This is a genomic window from Streptococcus pluranimalium (assembly GCF_047785745.1).
GTDB classification, from domain to species: domain Bacteria; phylum Bacillota; class Bacilli; order Lactobacillales; family Streptococcaceae; genus Streptococcus; species Streptococcus pluranimalium_B.
The window spans coordinates 1-17979 of the sequence record NZ_JBLOJT010000027.1 but is presented as its reverse complement, the minus strand read 5'-3'; the positions used below and the strand labels follow the sequence as shown (position 1 = coordinate 17979).

Here is a 17979-nt window from a genome sequence, read left to right as displayed (position 1 = left end):
AAAACAAAAACAAGCCATAGTGGCTTGTTAAATAGTTGTTGGGATAGAGATGTTGATAAGATTTTCAGTGTGTGAGGTTTTTAACTGTTCTTTTAGGATAATAGTTTTATCTATTTTACGTTTTAGGAAGAATTCCCGAATCGCTTCTAATTCAGAATCTTTAATAGCACGGTATTTATTTGAAATAAGAATTTCATAATGTTTTGGTGCCTGTGAAAAGATGACGTCAGTATTACCTGCGGAGTAGACTTCGACTAGGCTTGCATCAGTATTTCGGAGTTGATTTTTAACGAGCGTAGGGTGACTACTTGTAACGTTGATAAGTCTCATATGCATCCTCCTATAAAACTTTCTATGCTTCTATTATAACACGTATTTGTGTAAAAATATTATTTATGGTATTTTTTTTGCCACATTTCGATTCCCCAGCGATGGCTACCACGTTTTAATTTTTCTTTAGCTTCTGGGATGGAGAACCAAGCTAAATTGTTAAAATCTTCTAAAGGATTTCCTAAAATGTCGAAACAAGTGACCTCATAGATGTAGGCAGGATTGTAAAAATGTGTATCACGATGGCTGGAGTAGAAATATTCATCGGCTTGACCAAAGTAATCTCCAACTTTAGCTTTAAAACCTAGTTCTTCAATAAGTTCGCGATCTAGAGCTTGATAGTAATCCTCGTCGCCTTCAATTTCGCCACCCGGTAGGAACCAAGCACCATTTGGCGCTTGGACTAAAATGATTTTATCTTGCTCTTCATTTGGAATAACTGCGTAGACTCCATAGCGATTTTGATAGTGGACGTTGTCTTCTTTGTGTCCGAATGTAGGATTTGACATAATTTTCCTCTATTGTTTTTTCCTTATTATACTAAAAATTAACTTAATAGACCAGAAGAGTTTTAAAAAAATTTTGACATTTTCAGAAAAATCTTGATATAACTATCTATAAACATAAAAGTTGATAGGGGGTAACATATGTCAACAAGACGCTTAACGATTTCAGCGCTTTTTATGACGGTAACTATTATTTTAAGTGCTAGTTTCTTGTCGATTCCTGTACCTGGGGGGCATTTATATTTCAATGGTATTATTATTTTTCTAGTAGGCCTTTTATTTCCTCTGGTGGAAGCGATGATTGTTGCAAGTCTTGGTTCTTTTTTAGGGGATTTTTTCTTTTATCCAGCCCCTATGTTCGTCACTTTGGTAACGCATAGTTTGCAAGTTTTAGCTATCTCAGTTTTAGTTGGTCCTAAGATGAAAAAAGCTAGTAAGATCGTCTTTGGATGGCGATGTCTGTAGGAGCTCTTGTCGATATTATTGGTTACGGTTTGGGTAGGGCTTTTGTTTATGCCAATCCTCAATATGCGATGTTAAAATTACCGTTTGATATTTTAGCAGTTGCTCTCTCAATAGTAGTTGTTTACCTTGTTTATGATAAAACGTCCATTTTTAAAGATTTCCAATCCTATTGGAATCGTTGAGACAGCAAAAAAGATTATGCCAATCATCGATTGGCATAATCTTTTTTAGTTTTCTTCTACGACAGCTTCAGCTTTCGTACTTGATTTAATCATGATGTTTCCATTTGAAGTCATGATGGCACGGAGATTTTTCTCTGAAGGATTTTCAAGATAGAAATCTGTGATAGCATCTTCGATATGATCTTGAATTGTTCTGCGAAGTGGACGAGCCCCCATTTTTGGATCATAGCCAAGATCAACCAATTTTTCCTTAACTTTCTCGGTGACATCAAGGTGAAGACCGTTGGTAGAAAGTCTATCATTGACATCTTTGAGCATGAGATCAACAATAGTAAGGAGATTTTCTTTTTCAAGAGCTTTAAATTCGATAATACCATCAAAGCGGTTCATGAATTCTGGGCTAAAGAAGTCTCCAAGTTGGTTAAGAACGGAGTTGGTACGACCTTCACGAGCTGCTCCAAAACCGACAGAAGCTTCAACCTTGCCTGTTCCAGCATTCGAGGTCATGATGATAATGGTATCTTTGAAGCTAACGGTACGACCTTGACCATCAGTCAAACGACCATCGTCAAGAACTTGTAAGAACATATGCATAACATCTGGGTGAGCTTTCTCAACTTCATCCAAGAGAATGAGTGAGTATGGATTGCGACGAACTTTTTCTGTCAATTGACCAGCTTCTTCGTAACCAACATAACCTGGAGGAGCTCCGACAAGTTTAGCGACGGCATGTTTTTCCATGTACTCGGACATATCAAAGCGAATCATGCTGTCTGCTGAACCAAAGAGCTCGATTGCTAGTTGTTTTGAGAGTTCTGTTTTACCGACACCAGTTGGGCCAACAAAAAGGAAGGAGCCTATTGGACGATTTGGTGAACCAAGTCCAACACGATTACGACGAATGGCTTTAGCAATTTTATCAACGGCATCATCTTGGCCAATGACATGTGATTTAAGATCATCCGCTAAGTGAACTAGTTGTGTTTGTTCTTTCTCTTTTAAGTCACCAACTGGAATATTAGTTTTTTGTTCAATGATGGCTTCGATATTTTGTTCAGTGATGACTGGAATATCGTGGTCATCGATTTTTTGCGCTTGCATTTCTTTGTATTTAGCAATTTGATCACGGAAGTAAGCTGCACGTTCATAGTCTTCATCACGAGTTGCTCTAGCTTTAAGGTTTTCGGCTTCTACCAAACGTTGATCGATTTCTTGTGGATCAACAAAATTCAAGGTTAAGTTCATCTTAGAGCCGGCTTCGTCGAGAAGGTCAATAGCCTTATCTGGTAGGAAGCGGTCTTGAATGTATCGATTTGAAAGGATAGCTGCAGCTTCAATAGCATCAGCACTGTATTTGACATGGTGGTAGTCTTCGTATTTCGGTTGAATACCTTTTAAGATAGTGATGGTTTCCTCAACGCTTGGCTCATCAACTTTGACAGGTTGCATACGACGTTCCAAAGCAGCATCTTTTTCAATGATACGGTATTCGTTAAGCGTTGTAGCACCAACTAGTTGGAGTTCCCCCCGGGCAAGCGCAGGTTTCAAGATATTACCTGCATCCATGTTGCCGTCTCCTGCATTACCAGCACCAACAATTTCATGGATTTCATCGATGAAGAGAATCACATCTTGACGGTTACGGATTTCTTCCATGAGTTTTTGCATGCGTTCTTCGAATTGTCCGCGAATACCAGTACCTTGAACAAGGCTGACAACATCCAAACGGATAACTTGCTTACCTTGAAGTTTTTGAGGCACATCGGCGTCGACGATTTTTTGAGCCAATCCTTCAACGACGGCAGTTTTACCAACCCCAGGTTCACCAATGAGGACAGGATTATTTTTAGTACGGCGGTTTAGGATTTCGATGACACGAAGAATTTCATCATCACGCCCAATAACGGGATCGATGTCTCCACGACGTGCGATATCAGTGATATTGATACCAAATTCTTCTAAAAGACCTTGTGGTTTTTGTTGGGCTGGACCTTGCGGACCGTTTGTACGGGGATTTCCAGGTCCATTATTACCACCTTGACCGCCCGATTGAGTTTTTGGACTGTTTGGTAAGTCGCCACTGAAAGCACGAAAGTTATTTAAATCACCAAAGAAATCATCAAAAAATGGATTCATAGATGATGATGCCTTTTCTTGACCTAACTGAGATAATAGACTGTTCTTAGGATCAGTTTTCATGATTTGGTAACAGTTTTGGCAAAGATCGACTTGTTTTTGTTTCCCATTAACATTTGTGTATAAATGGATAGTTGATTCGTTTAATTGACAATTTTGACAAAGCATAGACATACCTCGCTTTTTGAGAGATTTTTATAATAAAGTCCTGATGATAGTGACAAAAGATTTTTTGGTCAAATATAGTCAAACTTTATCTGACTTTATTATAGCACTATGGGACAGCATTGCAAGTAAAAAGTTTAAAAAAATTAGCACTCTTTATAATAGAGTGCTAACACTGTGAATTTTATGGCTTTCTATAAGGAATTGGTGGATTTAGAGTTACTTTGACAGCTATTTGTGGTAAAATAAGAGAAAGTAATAGAAATAGAGGAGTATGATATGGAATCACATTTGGTGAGAATTATTAATCGTCTTGAGCTTATGGCTACAGATGGTGGTAATTTAAAACGTAATTTTGAACGTGAAGGAGTTGTTGTTGCAGAAGTATCATTTAGCAACGATCCAGAAAACGGACCAGTTTTCACTTTGCGTGATGTTGAAGCTAGAGAAACTTATTCATTCGATAGCATTGACCTGATTGCAATGGAAATCTACGATTTGCTTTACTAAGATGATTGAAATGAGTTAGGAACTATTCCCAGCTCATTTTTTCTTGGAAATAAGTTTAGTGATACTATGTTATACTCAATGAAAATCTAAATCTGAAACCATTTAAGTACAAGGTGTAAATCTGGACGATTTACTAGGATAAGGAGACTCGAACCATAATTCTATATTCAGATTTTGAATTACAATCAGTATTAAATAGACATTGACCGTCAGAAATAAAAGTCTGTTTATTGCTATCGTTACTGATTTCTATAGCCTTCTTAAGGTCATCATCGTTCTGTTAATGATATTCTGTATAAAAATACTAAAAATCTTGTCTTTTCTATGTATATATGCTATGATTGTTTTTATATTTTATTAACAGGAGTTCATTATGGATTTTTCATTCCTTCCCAAGTATTGGGCCTATTTTAACTACGGTGTCTTAGTGACCATCATGATTTCGGCTTGTGTCGTTTTTTTCGGAACCATCATCGGTATCTTAGTAGCATTGCTTAAAAGAAGTTCTTTAAAACCGTTATCATGGTTGGCTAGTGTTTATGTCTGGATTTTCCGTGGGACTCCTATGGTCGTTCAAATCATGATTGCTTTTGCTTGGTTACACTTTAATGGTGCACCGACCATTGGTTTTGGTGTTTTAGATATGGACTTTACCCGTCTACTACCAGGTATTATCATTATTTCATTAAACAGTGGTGCCTATATTTCGGAATCTGTTCGTGCTGGTATTGAGTCTGTACCAAAAGGTCAGCTGGAAGCGGCTTATTCACTTGGTATAAAACCTAAAAACGCTATGCGCTATGTTATTTTACCTCAAGCGATAAAAAATATTTTGCCAGCCTTGGGTAATGAATTTATTACGATTATCAAGGATAGTTCACTTTTACAAACGATTGGGGTAATGGAACTTTGGAATGGTGCCCAGTCTGTTGTAGCGGCGACTTATATTCCTGTTGAGCCATTGTTGTTTGCGGCATTCTATTACTTAATGGTTACAACAGCTATGTCAAGTTTATTAAAACTTCTTGAAAAACGTATGAGTAATGGAGGGGCGTTCTGATGACAGAAACTTTGATTTCAATTGAGAATTTACATAAGTATTTCGGTAAAAACGAAGTCTTAAAAGGCATTGATCTTGACATTTATAAGGGTGAAGTCGTGGTTATCATAGGACCTTCTGGATCAGGGAAGTCAACTTTTTTAAGAACCATGAACTTATTGGAAATCCCCACCAAGGGTAAGGTTACTTTTGAAGGTGTGGATATTACAGACAAAAAGAATGACGTTTTTAAAATGCGTGAAAAAATGGGAATGGTTTTCCAACAGTTTAATCTCTTTCCAAATATGAGTATCTTAGAAAACATTACCTTATCGCCAATTAAAACAAAAGGTTTATCTAAATCTGAAGCCGAAAGCAAAGCCTATGACCTTCTTGATAAAGTTGGCCTTCGTGACAAGGCGAATACCTACTCTCCAAGTCTGTCTGGAGGGCAACAGCAACGTATTGCCATTGCTCGTGGCTTGGCTATGGATCCTGATGTTCTCTTGTTTGACGAACCCACATCAGCTCTTGATCCAGAGATGGTAGGAGAAGTTTTGGCTGTTATGAAAGACTTAGCTAAGTCTGGAATGACCATGGTCATTGTGACACATGAAATGGGATTTGCTCGCGAGGTAGCTGATCGTGTCATTTTCATGGATGGAGGTGTTATCGTTGAAGATGGGACACCTCAACAAATCTTTGAAAATACTCAAGAGGAACGAACAAAAAATTTCTTGAGTAAGGTGTTATAGCATAAAATTGACGAGTACTTACTAAAGTTGAAAAAATCCAATTTAGATCATTTTTTCAGCTTTTTTTATACTCATTGAAAATCAAAATCTGATATTGTCAAGTTTACCTTGATTAACTTTAGTTCTAGCTACGACGCTTTTTCTAGTCAGATTTTGATTTTCTTCGAGTATTATTATCTGGGGAAAGGGCTTTGAAATACTGTTAGTCTATTGTTTTTGAAGTCTATGAGTGACTTTTTAACATGTTAATAGCAGTGACTGATTTGAAAATTTATTTCCAGACTAGAACTAGGTATCTGTCAGACTTTTTTGGTATAATGGTCAAAAAGTATTGGAGTGTATGATGGCAAGATTGATTGATGGTAAGGGCCTTGCCCAAAAGATGCAAGCTGAATTAGCTGAGAAGGTTGCCAACTTAAAAGAAAAAGAAGGCGTCGTGCCAGGTTTAGTCGTTATTCTAGTTGGAGAAAATCCTGCCAGTCAGATTTATGTTCGAAATAAAGAGCGTTCTGCTGAAAAAGCTGGATTTTTCAGTGAGACTGTCCGTCTATCGGAAGATACCACACAAGAAGAACTTCTTGATACCGTTGAGCAATATAATCAAGATAGTCGTTTTCATGGTATTCTTGTTCAGTTACCTCTGCCAAATCATATTGATGAAGAAAAAGTTGTTTTAGCGATTGATCCTGATAAGGATGTTGATGGGTTTCATCATGTTAATACAGGTCGCTTGTGGTCTGGAAAACCAGCTTTGATTCCATGTACGCCTGCTGGCATTATGAAGATGTTCGAAGTTTATGGGGTTGAGTTAGAGGGTAAGAATGCTGTTGTTGTCGGACGTTCCAATATCGTTGGAAAGCCTATGGCAGCCCTGCTTTTGGAAGCTAATGCTACGGTCACATCAACACATTCAAGGACGAAAGATTTGTCTAATATTACTAAAACAGCTGATGTTTTAGTAGTGGCTATCGGACGTTCCAAATTTATTACAGCTGATTATGTTAAGCCAGGTGCTGTTGTCATTGATGTTGGTATGAATCGTGATGATGAGGGAAAACTCTCAGGTGATGTTGATTTTGACGCTGTTGAACCACTAGCTGATTTAATTACCCCAGTTCCTGGAGGTGTTGGGCCAATGACGATTACTATGCTTCTGGAACAAACTTACGAAGCAGCCTTAAGAACTATCAGATAGTTAGCTAAAAGTAGAATCTTGTCTTCGGGCAAGGTTTTTTCTTGTTTATTTTTATATAAATGATATAATCTAGTTATGAAAACTAGATGTGATATTTTTGAAGAAATTAATTTAAAAAAATTACCATTATGGGAAGACTTGCCAGAGCTGGAACTTTATTTAGACCAAGTGCTTTATTATGTTAACAAGGTTAGCCAGACACGAGTTGATAGAGATGTTAAGGGGATTACCTCTTCTATGGTCAATAATTATGTCAAGAATGGGCATTTGGAAAAGCCGATTAAGAAAAAGTATCAGCGGCATCAGATTGCTCGCTTGATTGCTATTGCTTTCTTAAAAAATGTTTTTAGCCTACAAGAAATCGGGGAAACCTTGGAGGTTTTACGGCAGAACTATAGCTCTGAGGAATTGTACAATTTGTTTGTTATTTGTATGAATGAAGAAGCAGAAGTACCAGACATTATTGCTTATTCTTGTTTAGCGGTGAGATCCTATTATAAAGCGCGCTTATTGACCATTGAACTAGGAGGAAAAGATAATGAATCAAACCTTTAAATTTAGCAATCCGTTATCGTTTGGGGAAGAAATTGCTAATGCGACAACACATGGAGTGGGGGCAGCTATTATGTTAACTCTATTGCCTGTTACAGCGATTAGAGCTTATCAGGTTTATAATCTGACAGCAGCTGTTGGGATGTCTATCTTTGTTATTAGTTTGTTCTTGATGTTTTTATCATCAGCGGTTTATCACTCTATGACATACGGGACACCTCAGAAATATATCTTGAGGATTATTGATCACAGTATGATTTATATTGCTATTGCAGGCTCATATACACCAGTAGCTCTTTCTTTGGTTGGTGGCTGGTTAGGGGTAACGATTATCATTCTGCAATGGGGAGTGACGATATTCGGGATTCTTTACAAAATTTTGGCTCAAAATATTAACGAAAAATTTAGTCTATTTCTTTACCTGTTTATGGGGTGGCTGGTTATTTTCATCCTTCCGGTTATTATTCAAAAAACTAATCTTACTTTTGGCTTACTTATGTTAGCAGGGGGGCTTTCTTATACAGTGGGAGCGTTCTTTTATGCTAAGAAACGTCCTTATTTCCATATGATTTGGCACTTATTTATCCTTTTGGCTTCAGCATTGCAATATATTGCGATTGTCTTTTATATGCTTTAAGAGTCGGACGATGGTCCGATTTTTTTGGTTACATGAACTTTTGAATAACTTTGATACATCGTCACTTTCAACTTGCTGTACTTCAGTACTATCTGTGTCTCAGTTCCTGGTCCGAAAGTTAATTTATTTGACTATAATTTTGACTATAACAATGAAAACGCTTGACTTGTAGTTGAGTACAGGGTATATCATAAAACTATATTAAGATAATTGGAGGTTTATCATGGAGTATATAAGACTTGGAAATACTGGATTAGAAGTTTCAAAATTATGCTTAGGTTGCATGGGTTTTAGGGATGCTAGTAAAGTATTTCATTCTGGGTGGTTACTAAATGAAGAAGAGAGTCGCCGTATCATCAAAAAAGCTTTGGATATGGGTATTAATTTTTTTGATACGGCAAATACCTACGCTAAAGGGACTAGCGAAGAATACTTAGGGCGTGCTCTAGCTGATTTTGCTAAGCGTGATGAGGTTATTATTGCAACGAAGATCTTCTTTGGGGATGGTCATTCTGATAGTCCAAATACTAAGGGCTTGTCTCGTAAAGCAATTTTTAATCAAGTAGAGGCTAGTTTAAAACGGCTAGGTACGGATTACATTGATATTCACCGTTGGGATTATGAGACACCGATTGAAGAAACCATGGCTGCTTTGAATGATTTGGTACGTGATGGTAAGGTTCACTATCTAGGGGCTTCAGCTATGTATGATTGGCAATTCCAAAAAGCACAGTATGTCGCTGAAAAGAATGGCTGGACCAAATTTTCTGTTATGCAAAACCACTACAATATGCTTTATCGTGAGGATGAACGTGAAATGATTCCCTTCTGTCAAGATTCTGGAGTGGCTTTGGTACCCTACAGCCCTTTGGCAGCAGGTCGTGTAGTGAGGGATTGGAATGCGGATACTGCTCGTAGTAAAACCGACCAGGTAGCTCACGACAAATATGATTCTACGGAAGATCTAGATCGTCAGATTGTTGCCCGTGTGGCTGAATTGGCAGAGCAAAAAGCTGTTTCTAGAGCTCAAATAGCTCTTGCTTGGCTGTGGCAAAAAGGTATTCATTTGCCAATTGTTGGGGTGACGAAAGAAAAGTATTTGGATGATTTTATGAGAGCCTTTGATGTAGCATTGTCATCTGAAGATACGCTCTATCTCGATGAATCCTATCAACCACAGAGGATGGTCGGTGCTTTGTAAAGATCGATTAATGAATAGTTTTTAAAAAAGTAGGAAAAGATCTTGTTATTAGATTTTTTCTTGCTTTTTTGCTTTTATTTATCTAGTTTGCTTTTGTTCTTCTGGACTGAAAAATGGTATAATGAATAAGGAATTTTGCATAAAAATGGAAAGGTAGCAGATGTCGGAATATTTAACAGTTAGTCATTTAACCAAATATCTCAAACTGAAATTTGATCGAGATCCATATTTAGAGCGGGTTTATTTGACTGGGCAAGTCTCTAACTTTCGACGTCGACCTAATCATCAGTACTTTTCGCTTAAGGATGAGCATGCGGTTATACAGGCGACGATGTGGTCAGGTCAATTCAAAAAATTAGGATTTGACTTGGAAGAGGGCATGAAAATTAATGTTATTGGTCGTGTACAACTCTATGAGCCTGGTGGTTCTTATTCCATTATTATTGAAAAGGCAGAGCCAGATGGCATTGGTGCTTTGGCTATTCAATTTGAACAGCTCAAGAAAAAATTGACCGAGGCAGGCTATTTTGACGATAAGCACAAGCAGCCGCTTCCTCAATTTCCTAAAAAAATAGGAGTAGTCACTAGTCCAAGTGGGGCTGTTATTAGAGATATTATCACGACCATCTCAAGACGTTTCCCGGGAGTTGATATTCTTCTTTTTCCAACAAAGGTTCAAGGCGATGGTGCTGCGCAAGAAGTGGCAGCTAATATTGCTGAGGCTAATCAACGAGAAGATTTAGACCTCCTTATTATCGGTCGCGGTGGTGGTTCCATTGAAGATTTATGGGCTTTTAACGAGGAGATTGTGGTTGAAGCAATTTTTGAATCCCGTTTGCCGATTATTTCCAGTGTCGGTCATGAAACAGATACAACCTTAGCTGATTTTGTAGCTGATCGTCGAGCAGCAACTCCAACCGCAGCAGCAGAAATTGCGACTCCAATAAGTAAGGCTGATATTTTAGCTTGGATTGGTGAGCGTCAGCAACGGGCTTATCAAGCTAGTCTGCGCCAGTTGAAATGGCAAAGAGAGCGATTGGATAAACTGAGGGCTTCTGTTATGTTTAGACAGCCTGAACGCCTTTATGATGGTATTGCTCAAAAGTTAGACCATTTGACCAGTCGTTTAAGTCAATTAATGACAACTAACCTTAAGCAAGCTCAACAGCAAGAGAGACTATTATATCAACGTCTCTTGACAACAGGATTGTCCGAAAAAGTCAATCGCGATGATGAACGTCTGGCTGTTTTAAAACGTCTGCTGATGTCAAATATGACCAGTGTTTACGATAGCAAGGTTAGTCGCTTTGAAAAAGCTCACGACGCGCTTTTATCACTTGATACGACAAGAATTGTGGCGCGTGGCTATGCCATTGTTCAAAAAGATAACAAACCTATTACCAGTGTTAATGATGTCAAAAAAGGAGACCACCTTTCGATTCAAATGAAGGATGGTCAGCTAGAAGTAGAGGTAGAAGATGCCAAGTAAGAAAAAAACATTTGAAGAGAATTTACAAGACTTAGAAACTATTGTAACCCAGTTGGAAAATGGAGATGTGCCTTTAGAAAAAGCGATTGAGCAATTTCAAAAGGGAATGGTTCTGTCCAAAGAGCTGCAACAAACCTTACAAGATGCTGAAAAAACGCTGGTTAAGGTCATGCAACCTGATGGTAGTGAAGTAGAAATGGATGCCTAATGGATAAGATGACACAAATTGATCAAGCTATTCGTGCTTATTATCAGAGCCAAGATGCTGTTTCAAAAGACCTGATTGAAGCTATTCTTTATTCCGTTGATAGTGGTGGCAAGCGGATTCGTCCCTTGATTTTATTGGATTTACTAGAAGGATTTGGAATAAAGTTGACAGAGGCGCATTTTGACGTAGCAGCAGCTCTTGAGATGATTCACACTGGTAGTTTGATTCATGACGATCTTCCAGCCATGGATAACGATGATTACCGTCGTGGTCGTTTGACTAATCATAAAAAATTCGATGAAGCAACAGCTATTTTAGCAGCTGATTCGTTCTTTCTAGATGCCCCAGGTTTAATCGCTGAAGCAGATTTGGAAGCAGATATCAAGGTAAGTCTGATCCAAATGTTATCGCGTTTTTCAGGAACGTTTGGTATGGTCGGTGGGCAAATGCTTGATATGAAGGGAGAAGGTCAGAGCTTGACGCTTGAGCAAGTTCAGTTGATTCACGCCAACAAAACAGGTGCTCTCTTAGTTTTTCCATTCTTAGCAGCTGGACGTATTGCCAAGCAATCGGAGAAGGTCATTTTAGAATTAGGTACAGCAGGCCAATTGCTTGGTTTAGCTTTTCAGGTTCGCGATGATATTCTAGATGTGACAGCGGATTTTGAAACTATCGGTAAAACGCCTAATAAAGATATTGTTGCTGATAAATCAACCTACCCAGCACTTTTAGGTTTACAGAAATCTTATGAGATTTTGGACGATTCGCTCAATCAAGCGGTAGCTATTTTTCAAAACCTAGAAGAAAAAACAGATTTTAAAGCCGGATGTATTTTGCCTATCATAGAAAGGTTGCGATTTCATGCCTAAAGAAAGAGTGGATGTGTTGGCCTATAAACAGGGGCTGTTTGATACTAGAGAACAAGCCAAACGTGGCGTCATGGCAGGCTTAGTTGTCAATATTATTAACGGTCAACGTTATGATAAACCCGGTGAAAAAATTGATGAAGCTACTGAGTTAAAACTCAAGGGTGAAAAACTTAAGTATGTCAGCCGGGGTGGATTGAAACTTGAAAAGGCATTAGACGTCTTTGATATCTCGGTTAAGGATGCGACAACTATTGATATTGGTGCTTCAACAGGAGGCTTTACGGATGTCATGCTGCAAAATGGCGCTAAATTGGTCTATGCGGTGGATGTCGGAACCAATCAATTGGTTTGGAAATTACGCCAGGATGAACGGGTGTGTTCTATGGAGCAATATAATTTTCGTTACGCTGAGAGTAAGGACTTTAGGGAAGGCTTACCATCATTTGCCAGTATTGATGTTAGTTTTATATCGCTCAATTTGATTTTACCAGCGCTAGCTAATGTCATAGTAGATGGTGGTCAGGTTGTTGCCCTCGTCAAACCGCAATTTGAAGCGGGGCGTGAGCAGATTGGTAAAAATGGCATTGTTAAAGACAAGCTTGTTCACGAAAAAGTTTTGGAAAATGTAACGTCTTTTGCTGTAAATTACGGATTTACAGTTAAGGAACTTGATTTTTCACCGATACAAGGTGGTCACGGAAATATCGAATTTTTAGCTTTGTTAGAAAAATCAGCAACTCCTGAGAATTTGGTGTTAACTGATATCTGTCAGGTTGTTGCAAAAGCACATGAGGAATTTAAGAAAAATGCGGAAGAATGAACGATTAGAATTAATTCGACAAATTGTTAGCGAACAGGAAATTGAAACGCAACAAGAATTAGTCGCTATTTTAGAGTCCAAAGGCGTTTTGGCAACTCAAGCCACGGTTTCTAGGGATATTAATACGATTGGGATTATTAAGGTAAAAAGTAACAGTGGTGGCTATGTTTATGGTCTATCAAATGAAGCTGCACAACGTTACATGAGCCCTTTGCAGCGAGCAGCTGAAAATATTTTAGAAGTGACCCAAGGGGAATCAGAGATTATTAATATGATTTCTATCACTGTCGTTCCTGGCTCAACAAAGTATTTAAAACGCCTTATCTTAGAAGATTATTCAGAAAAGATTTTTAGCTTACTTGGTGATGATGATAGTCTGCTTTTAATTGCGACAACTGGTGAAAATGCTAAAGAACTTACAGAGATTTTTCAAGGTTTAATCAAAAAGAAATAGAAAACGAGGACAAGCATGTTATTAGAAATTTCCATAAAAAACTTTGCTATTATTGAGGAGATTTCATTGACGTTTGATAACGGTATGACCGTCCTAACTGGTGAAACCGGAGCTGGGAAGTCTATTATCATTGATGCTATGAACATGATGCTTGGCGCGCGTGCTTCAACAGAAGTTATTCGTCATGGACAAGCTAAGGCTGAAATCGAAGGATTATTTTCAGTTGAAAAGAGTCCTCAGCTGCTTGCTATTTTAGAAGAAAACGGCATTGATTTTGAAGATGATTTAATTATTCGACGTGACATCTTTCAAAATGGTCGCAGTGTCAGTCGTGTTAATGGTCAAATGGTTAACGTGACAACCTTGAAAGCAATTGGACAGCATCTGGTTGATATCCATGGGCAGCACGACCAAGAAGAATTGATGAAACCAAGTCTTCATATTCGTATGTTAGATGAGTTTGGTGATACTGCTTTCGCCGAGATTAAAGCAACTTATCAAGAAACCTTTGAAGCCTATCGAGTATTACGTAAACGTGTTCTTGACCAGCAAAAGAATGAGCGTGAACATAAGGCTCGAATTGAAATGCTCGAATTTCAAATGGCAGAGATTGAAGCAGCAACCCTTAAATCAGGTGAGGATGAGAAGTTGCTTCAAGAACGCGACAAGTTGATGAATCATAAACAGATTGCGGATACTTTGACCAATGCTTATACTATGCTAGATAACGAGGAATTGTCTAGTCTATCAAATGTTCGTTCAGCTATGAATGATATGATGACCTTGGAAGAATTTGATCCTGAATATAAAGAACTATCGTCTCATCTTGCTGAAAGTTACTATGTTTTAGAGGATGTTGCCAAGGGACTATCAGATTTGATTGACAACCTAGATTTTGATGCTGGTCGTTTATTAGCTGTTGAAGCTCGTCTGGATGTATTAAACACGATTACACGAAAATACGGTGGCAGTGTGGATGATGTTTTGGATTATTTAGATAACATCAGTAAGGAATATAATCTTTTAACCGGAAATGATGCTAATTCAGAAAGTCTAGAAATGGACCGTCGACTTTTGGAAAAAGAGTTATTAGCCGCTGCGGCTAAACTATCGGATGCTAGGCATAACATTGCTCATTCTCTTGAAGAGGAAATCAAAGCTGAACTTAGGGAGCTTTATATGGAAAAAGCGGACTTTCAAGTGCAGTTTAACAAGGGAAAATTTAGTAAAGAAGGGAATGAGTTGGTTGAATTCTATATTTCTACCAATCCAGGAGAAGGTTTTAAACCACTAGTTAAAGTTGCCTCAGGAGGTGAACTATCCCGTCTGATGTTGGCAATAAAATCAGCCTTTTCTCGTAAGGAAGATAAGACTAGCATCGTCTTTGATGAAGTTGATACTGGGGTATCAGGTCGTGTTGCTCAAGCTATTGCGCAAAAGATTTATAAAATTGGAAGTCACGGTCAAGTTCTTGCGATTTCTCATTTACCACAGGTTATTGCTGCGGCAGATTATCAGTTTTATATTTCTAAAGAAAGTGATGATACCTCAACAGTTTCTACTGTTCGTTTGCTTAATGAGGACGAACGGATTGAAGAAATTGCCAAAATGATTGCTGGGAGTGATGTTACTGCATCAGCTAGAGAGCAAGCAAGAGAATTACTTAAAAAGTAAATCTCTTTAGTTGTAATCTAGATTGTCGGTTGTCATTGATTCCTAAAAATATCGTTTTTTGATATAATGAGAAAATACGTAACAAGGAAATAAGATTGGAATAGTTTTTGACATGAGTAAGATAAAAATCGTAACAGATTCATCCATTACAATAGAGCCATCTATTGTAGAAGCGTTAGATATTACCATTGTTCCGCTTTCTGTAATGATTGATGGCGAGTTATTTTCAGATAAAGACCTTAAAGAAGAAGGAAAATTTTTGTCGCTTATGAAGACGGGTAAGAACTTGCCTAAGACCAGCCAGCCACCGGTTGGTTTATTTGCGGAAGTTTACGAGAATCTTGTTGCAAATGGCGCTGAGCAAATCATTTCTATCCACCTGACACACTCTTTGTCCGGAACTATTGAAGCTGCTCGCCAAGGGGCAATGATTGCTGGAGTAGACGCGACTATCCTTGATTCTGGTTTTACCGATCAAGCGATGAAATTCCAAGTTGTTGAAGCGGCTAAACTTGCTAAAGATGGTGCTGATTTGGAAATAATTTTGTCACGTATTGAGTCAGTTCGTGAGAAGACAGAGTTGTATATTGGTGTGTCTACCTTAGAAAATCTTGTCAAAGGAGGACGTATTGGACGTGTGACTGGTATCTTGAGCTCTCTTTTGAATATTCGTGTTTTGATGGAACTTAAAGATCATGCTCTTAATCCTCTGATCAAAGGGCGAGGTGTAAAGACTTTTACAAAATGGGTGGATACTTTTGCCTCTGATTTAGAAGCTGGACAAGTTGCTGAAATTGCTATTTCGTATTCAGGCAAAAAAGATTTTGCAATGACTCTTAGAGATAAGCTACAAGGACTGGTTAGGCAAGATATTTCTGTTTTAGAGACGGGATCGATTATTCAGACGCATACGGGTGAGGATGCTTTTGCAGTTATGGTGCGTTATGAATAAGAGTTTACGAAATGGACTTGTTGTATTTTTAGCAAGCTTTTTACTATTTATTATCGTTTTTGTTTTTTTAATTCCTACTTCTGATTCGCAACTAAAAAAATCAGATTTTTTAAAGGAAAAACAAAGAAAATTCCATTTGTTAGCTATTGGTGACTCTCTAACTCAAGGAGTGGGAGATATCACTAATCAGGGAGGATTTGTCCCTCTTTTGGCTAGACGATTGGATGAAGCCTATAGGTATGAGACAATAACGAGTAACTATGGCATTTCTGGAAATACTAGTCGTCAGATTTTGAATCGCATGAAGAAACAAAAGGCAATTCAAAAGAATCTTAAAACAGCTAACCTGATGACCTTAACGGTTGGCGGGAATGATGTGATGAAGGTTATTCGTGAGAACTTAAATCATCTGAATACTGATAGTTTTACGTCTGGCTCTACAGCTTACCAAAAGAATGTTAAAGAGATTATTAAATTAGCTCGAAAAGATAATCCAGATTTACCAATTTACATTGTTGGTATCTATAACCCCTTTTATCTCAATTTTCAAGAAATGACTCAAATGCAGGATATTGTTGATAATTGGAATGAGCAAACGAAACAATTAGTGGCAGAGTACGACGGTGTTTATTTTGTTGGGATTAATGATCAGCTTTATAAAGGAGTTGAAGGACAAGAAGGAGTTGTTTCAGTTTCTGGTGAACGTACAACAGTTGTCAATGATGCCTTATTCACGGAAGATCATTTTCATCCCAATAATATAGGTTACGGTATCATGGCTGATGCCATTATGGAGAGGATTAGTCAGACACATGAAACAAAATAAGACAAATTTATGGAAGTATTTTTTCTTGATTTTATTAGCAATGAATATGGCTTTTGTTAGTGTTGTAGCCTATCGGGTGATACAGCCAAGGGAACAATCCATTAGTAAAGTGTCAAGTTCCAAAGAAGGAGCTGCTATCAAAACAGGTAGTTTTATCACCAGTCGAGAAGAATTAAATAACACCGCTGTAGCATTCCTAGAAGAATACCAGTCTAAAGGGTTACAATATGAGTTTTATACCACTTCAAGACAGGTTTTGTTTCAAGGGACTTACAAATTGCTAGGATATGATATTCCTCTATATGTTTATTTTGAACCTTACGTACTAAAAAACGGAAACGTGCAATTGGAAGTGACATCGGTATCAGCAGGGACATTAACTCTTCCTAAAAAAGAAGTCTTGAATTATATTGCGAATGTTTATGATATTCCAAAATTCTTGGAAATCAAACCTAAACAATCAGAAATTATTTTGTCATTAAAAGATATCAAATTGTCGAATGGTCTTTATGCAAAAGCAAGGGAATTTGACCTAGCTAATGATCGCATTAGCTTTGATCTCTTCAAAGAACCATAAGGTTATGAAAATAAGAAAATAGCTGGTACCAAAACGTTAAATACTTGACCATACAAGCTTTTTCCGATATGATAGATGTTGTTAATAAGCATTAAGCTTAAAATTTATGGAGGATTTGTTCAAAATGGCAAATAAACAAGATTTAATCGCAAAAGTTGCTGAAGCAACGGAATTAACTAAGAAGGATTCAGCTGCAGCAGTTGATGCAGTATTTGAAGCAATTGAAGGTTTCCTTGCAAAAGGTGATAAAGTACAACTTATCGGTTTTGGTAACTTTGAAGTTCGTGAACGTGCAGCTCGTAAAGGTCGCAACCCACAAACTGGTGAAGAAATCTCAATCGCAGCTTCAAAAGTTCCTGCTTTCAAAGCTGGTAAAGCACTCAAAGACGCTGTAAAATAACAGTTACTGAAAAAAGCCCGTTATATCAAGTTTTTTA

The 17979-nt window shown here is 37.8% G+C and carries 20 protein-coding genes and 1 pseudogene; 18 read left to right on the top strand and 3 right to left on the bottom strand.

From position 1 onward, the window contains the following. Positions 1-27: 27 nt before the first annotated feature. Positions 28-330 carry a DUF1827 family protein gene (locus ACMZ6U_RS04805; protein ID WP_416106717.1) on the bottom strand — a complete coding sequence of 101 codons (303 nt, stop codon included), beginning with the start codon at positions 328-330 and terminating at the stop codon, positions 28-30. Positions 331-389: 59 nt separating this feature from the next. After that, positions 390-839 carry an NUDIX domain-containing protein gene (locus ACMZ6U_RS04800; protein WP_416106715.1) on the bottom strand — a complete coding sequence of 150 codons (450 nt, stop codon included), beginning with the start codon at positions 837-839 and terminating at the stop codon, positions 390-392. A gap of 138 nt (positions 840-977) precedes the next feature. Between ACMZ6U_RS04800 and ACMZ6U_RS04795 the strand changes: the two are divergent. After that, a pseudogene (locus ACMZ6U_RS04795) lies at positions 978-1483 on the top strand (ECF transporter S component). Positions 1484-1528: 45 nt separating this feature from the next. Here the strand turns inward: ACMZ6U_RS04795 and ACMZ6U_RS04790 are convergent. Further along, a complete protein-coding gene (locus ACMZ6U_RS04790; RefSeq protein WP_416106719.1) occupies positions 1529-3787 on the bottom strand; it encodes an AAA family ATPase in 2259 nt (752 codons plus the stop codon). A 276-nt stretch (positions 3788-4063) separates the two neighbouring features. Here ACMZ6U_RS04790 and ACMZ6U_RS04785 point away from each other — a divergent pair, with 276 nt between their 5' ends. The 17 genes from ACMZ6U_RS04785 to ACMZ6U_RS04705 all read left to right on the top strand — a co-directional run bounded on the left by ACMZ6U_RS04785 (position 4064) and on the right by ACMZ6U_RS04705 (position 17942). After that, positions 4064-4294 (top strand): DUF1797 family protein, encoded by a 231-nt coding sequence (locus ACMZ6U_RS04785; RefSeq protein WP_416106713.1) that lies wholly within the window; start codon positions 4064-4066, stop codon positions 4292-4294. Positions 4295-4667: 373 nt separating this feature from the next. Continuing rightward, a complete protein-coding gene (locus ACMZ6U_RS04780) occupies positions 4668-5354 on the top strand; it encodes an amino acid ABC transporter permease (protein WP_416106711.1) in 687 nt (228 codons plus the stop codon). Next, a complete protein-coding gene (locus tag ACMZ6U_RS04775) occupies positions 5354-6088 on the top strand; it encodes an amino acid ABC transporter ATP-binding protein (protein WP_416106709.1) in 735 nt (244 codons plus the stop codon). Before ACMZ6U_RS04780 ends, ACMZ6U_RS04775 begins: the two co-directional genes overlap by 1 nt. A 343-nt stretch (positions 6089-6431) precedes the next feature. Beyond that, positions 6432-7283, top strand: coding sequence for a bifunctional methylenetetrahydrofolate dehydrogenase/methenyltetrahydrofolate cyclohydrolase (locus ACMZ6U_RS04770; protein ID WP_416106707.1), 852 nt, complete (start codon positions 6432-6434; stop codon positions 7281-7283). A 75-nt stretch (positions 7284-7358) separates the two neighbouring features. Beyond that, positions 7359-7838, top strand: a complete 480-nt coding sequence (locus ACMZ6U_RS04765) for a DUF1836 domain-containing protein (protein WP_416106705.1) — start codon at positions 7359-7361, stop codon at positions 7836-7838. Continuing rightward, the gene (gene trhA, locus ACMZ6U_RS04760; protein WP_416106703.1) at positions 7822-8472 is read left to right on the top strand and encodes a PAQR family membrane homeostasis protein TrhA; all 651 of its coding nucleotides are present in this window, start codon (positions 7822-7824) and stop codon (positions 8470-8472) included. Before ACMZ6U_RS04765 ends, trhA begins: the two co-directional genes overlap by 17 nt. Before the next feature lie 223 nt (positions 8473-8695). Beyond that, positions 8696-9673 (top strand): aldo/keto reductase, encoded by a 978-nt coding sequence (locus ACMZ6U_RS04755; protein WP_416106701.1) that lies wholly within the window; start codon positions 8696-8698, stop codon positions 9671-9673. A gap of 160 nt (positions 9674-9833) precedes the next feature. Next, the gene (gene xseA, locus ACMZ6U_RS04750; RefSeq protein WP_416106699.1) at positions 9834-11162 is read left to right on the top strand and encodes an exodeoxyribonuclease VII large subunit; all 1329 of its coding nucleotides are present in this window, start codon (positions 9834-9836) and stop codon (positions 11160-11162) included. Further along, positions 11152-11370: an exodeoxyribonuclease VII small subunit gene (locus ACMZ6U_RS04745; protein WP_416106697.1), complete on the top strand. Its 219-nt coding sequence runs from the start codon at positions 11152-11154 to the stop codon at positions 11368-11370. Before xseA ends, ACMZ6U_RS04745 begins: the two co-directional genes overlap by 11 nt. Next, on the top strand, positions 11370-12239 hold the full coding sequence (locus ACMZ6U_RS04740; RefSeq protein WP_416106695.1) for a polyprenyl synthetase family protein: 870 nt from the start codon (positions 11370-11372) through the stop codon (positions 12237-12239). The genes ACMZ6U_RS04745 and ACMZ6U_RS04740 overlap by 1 nt, the downstream gene beginning before the upstream one ends. Next, the gene (locus tag ACMZ6U_RS04735; RefSeq protein ID WP_416106693.1) at positions 12232-13059 is read left to right on the top strand and encodes a TlyA family RNA methyltransferase; all 828 of its coding nucleotides are present in this window, start codon (positions 12232-12234) and stop codon (positions 13057-13059) included. Before ACMZ6U_RS04740 ends, ACMZ6U_RS04735 begins: the two co-directional genes overlap by 8 nt. Continuing rightward, positions 13046-13513: an ArgR family transcriptional regulator gene (locus ACMZ6U_RS04730; protein ID WP_416106691.1), complete on the top strand. Its 468-nt coding sequence runs from the start codon at positions 13046-13048 to the stop codon at positions 13511-13513. Before ACMZ6U_RS04735 ends, ACMZ6U_RS04730 begins: the two co-directional genes overlap by 14 nt. Before the next feature lie 15 nt (positions 13514-13528). Next, entirely contained in the window at positions 13529-15187 is a 1659-nt protein-coding gene (gene recN / locus ACMZ6U_RS04725; protein ID WP_416106689.1) for a DNA repair protein RecN, read from the top strand. A 112-nt stretch (positions 15188-15299) separates the two neighbouring features. Further along, complete coding sequence (locus tag ACMZ6U_RS04720) at positions 15300-16139, top strand: DegV family protein (RefSeq protein WP_416106687.1); 840 nt, start codon at positions 15300-15302, stop codon at positions 16137-16139. Further along, positions 16132-16965 (top strand): SGNH/GDSL hydrolase family protein, encoded by an 834-nt coding sequence (locus ACMZ6U_RS04715; protein WP_416106685.1) that lies wholly within the window; start codon positions 16132-16134, stop codon positions 16963-16965. The genes ACMZ6U_RS04720 and ACMZ6U_RS04715 overlap by 8 nt, the downstream gene beginning before the upstream one ends. Further along, positions 16952-17542, top strand: a complete 591-nt coding sequence (locus tag ACMZ6U_RS04710; protein WP_416106683.1) for a YpmS family protein — start codon at positions 16952-16954, stop codon at positions 17540-17542. The genes ACMZ6U_RS04715 and ACMZ6U_RS04710 overlap by 14 nt, the downstream gene beginning before the upstream one ends. A gap of 124 nt (positions 17543-17666) precedes the next feature. Then, the gene (locus ACMZ6U_RS04705) at positions 17667-17942 is read left to right on the top strand and encodes an HU family DNA-binding protein (protein WP_017769711.1); all 276 of its coding nucleotides are present in this window, start codon (positions 17667-17669) and stop codon (positions 17940-17942) included. Positions 17943-17979 lie beyond the last annotated feature (37 nt).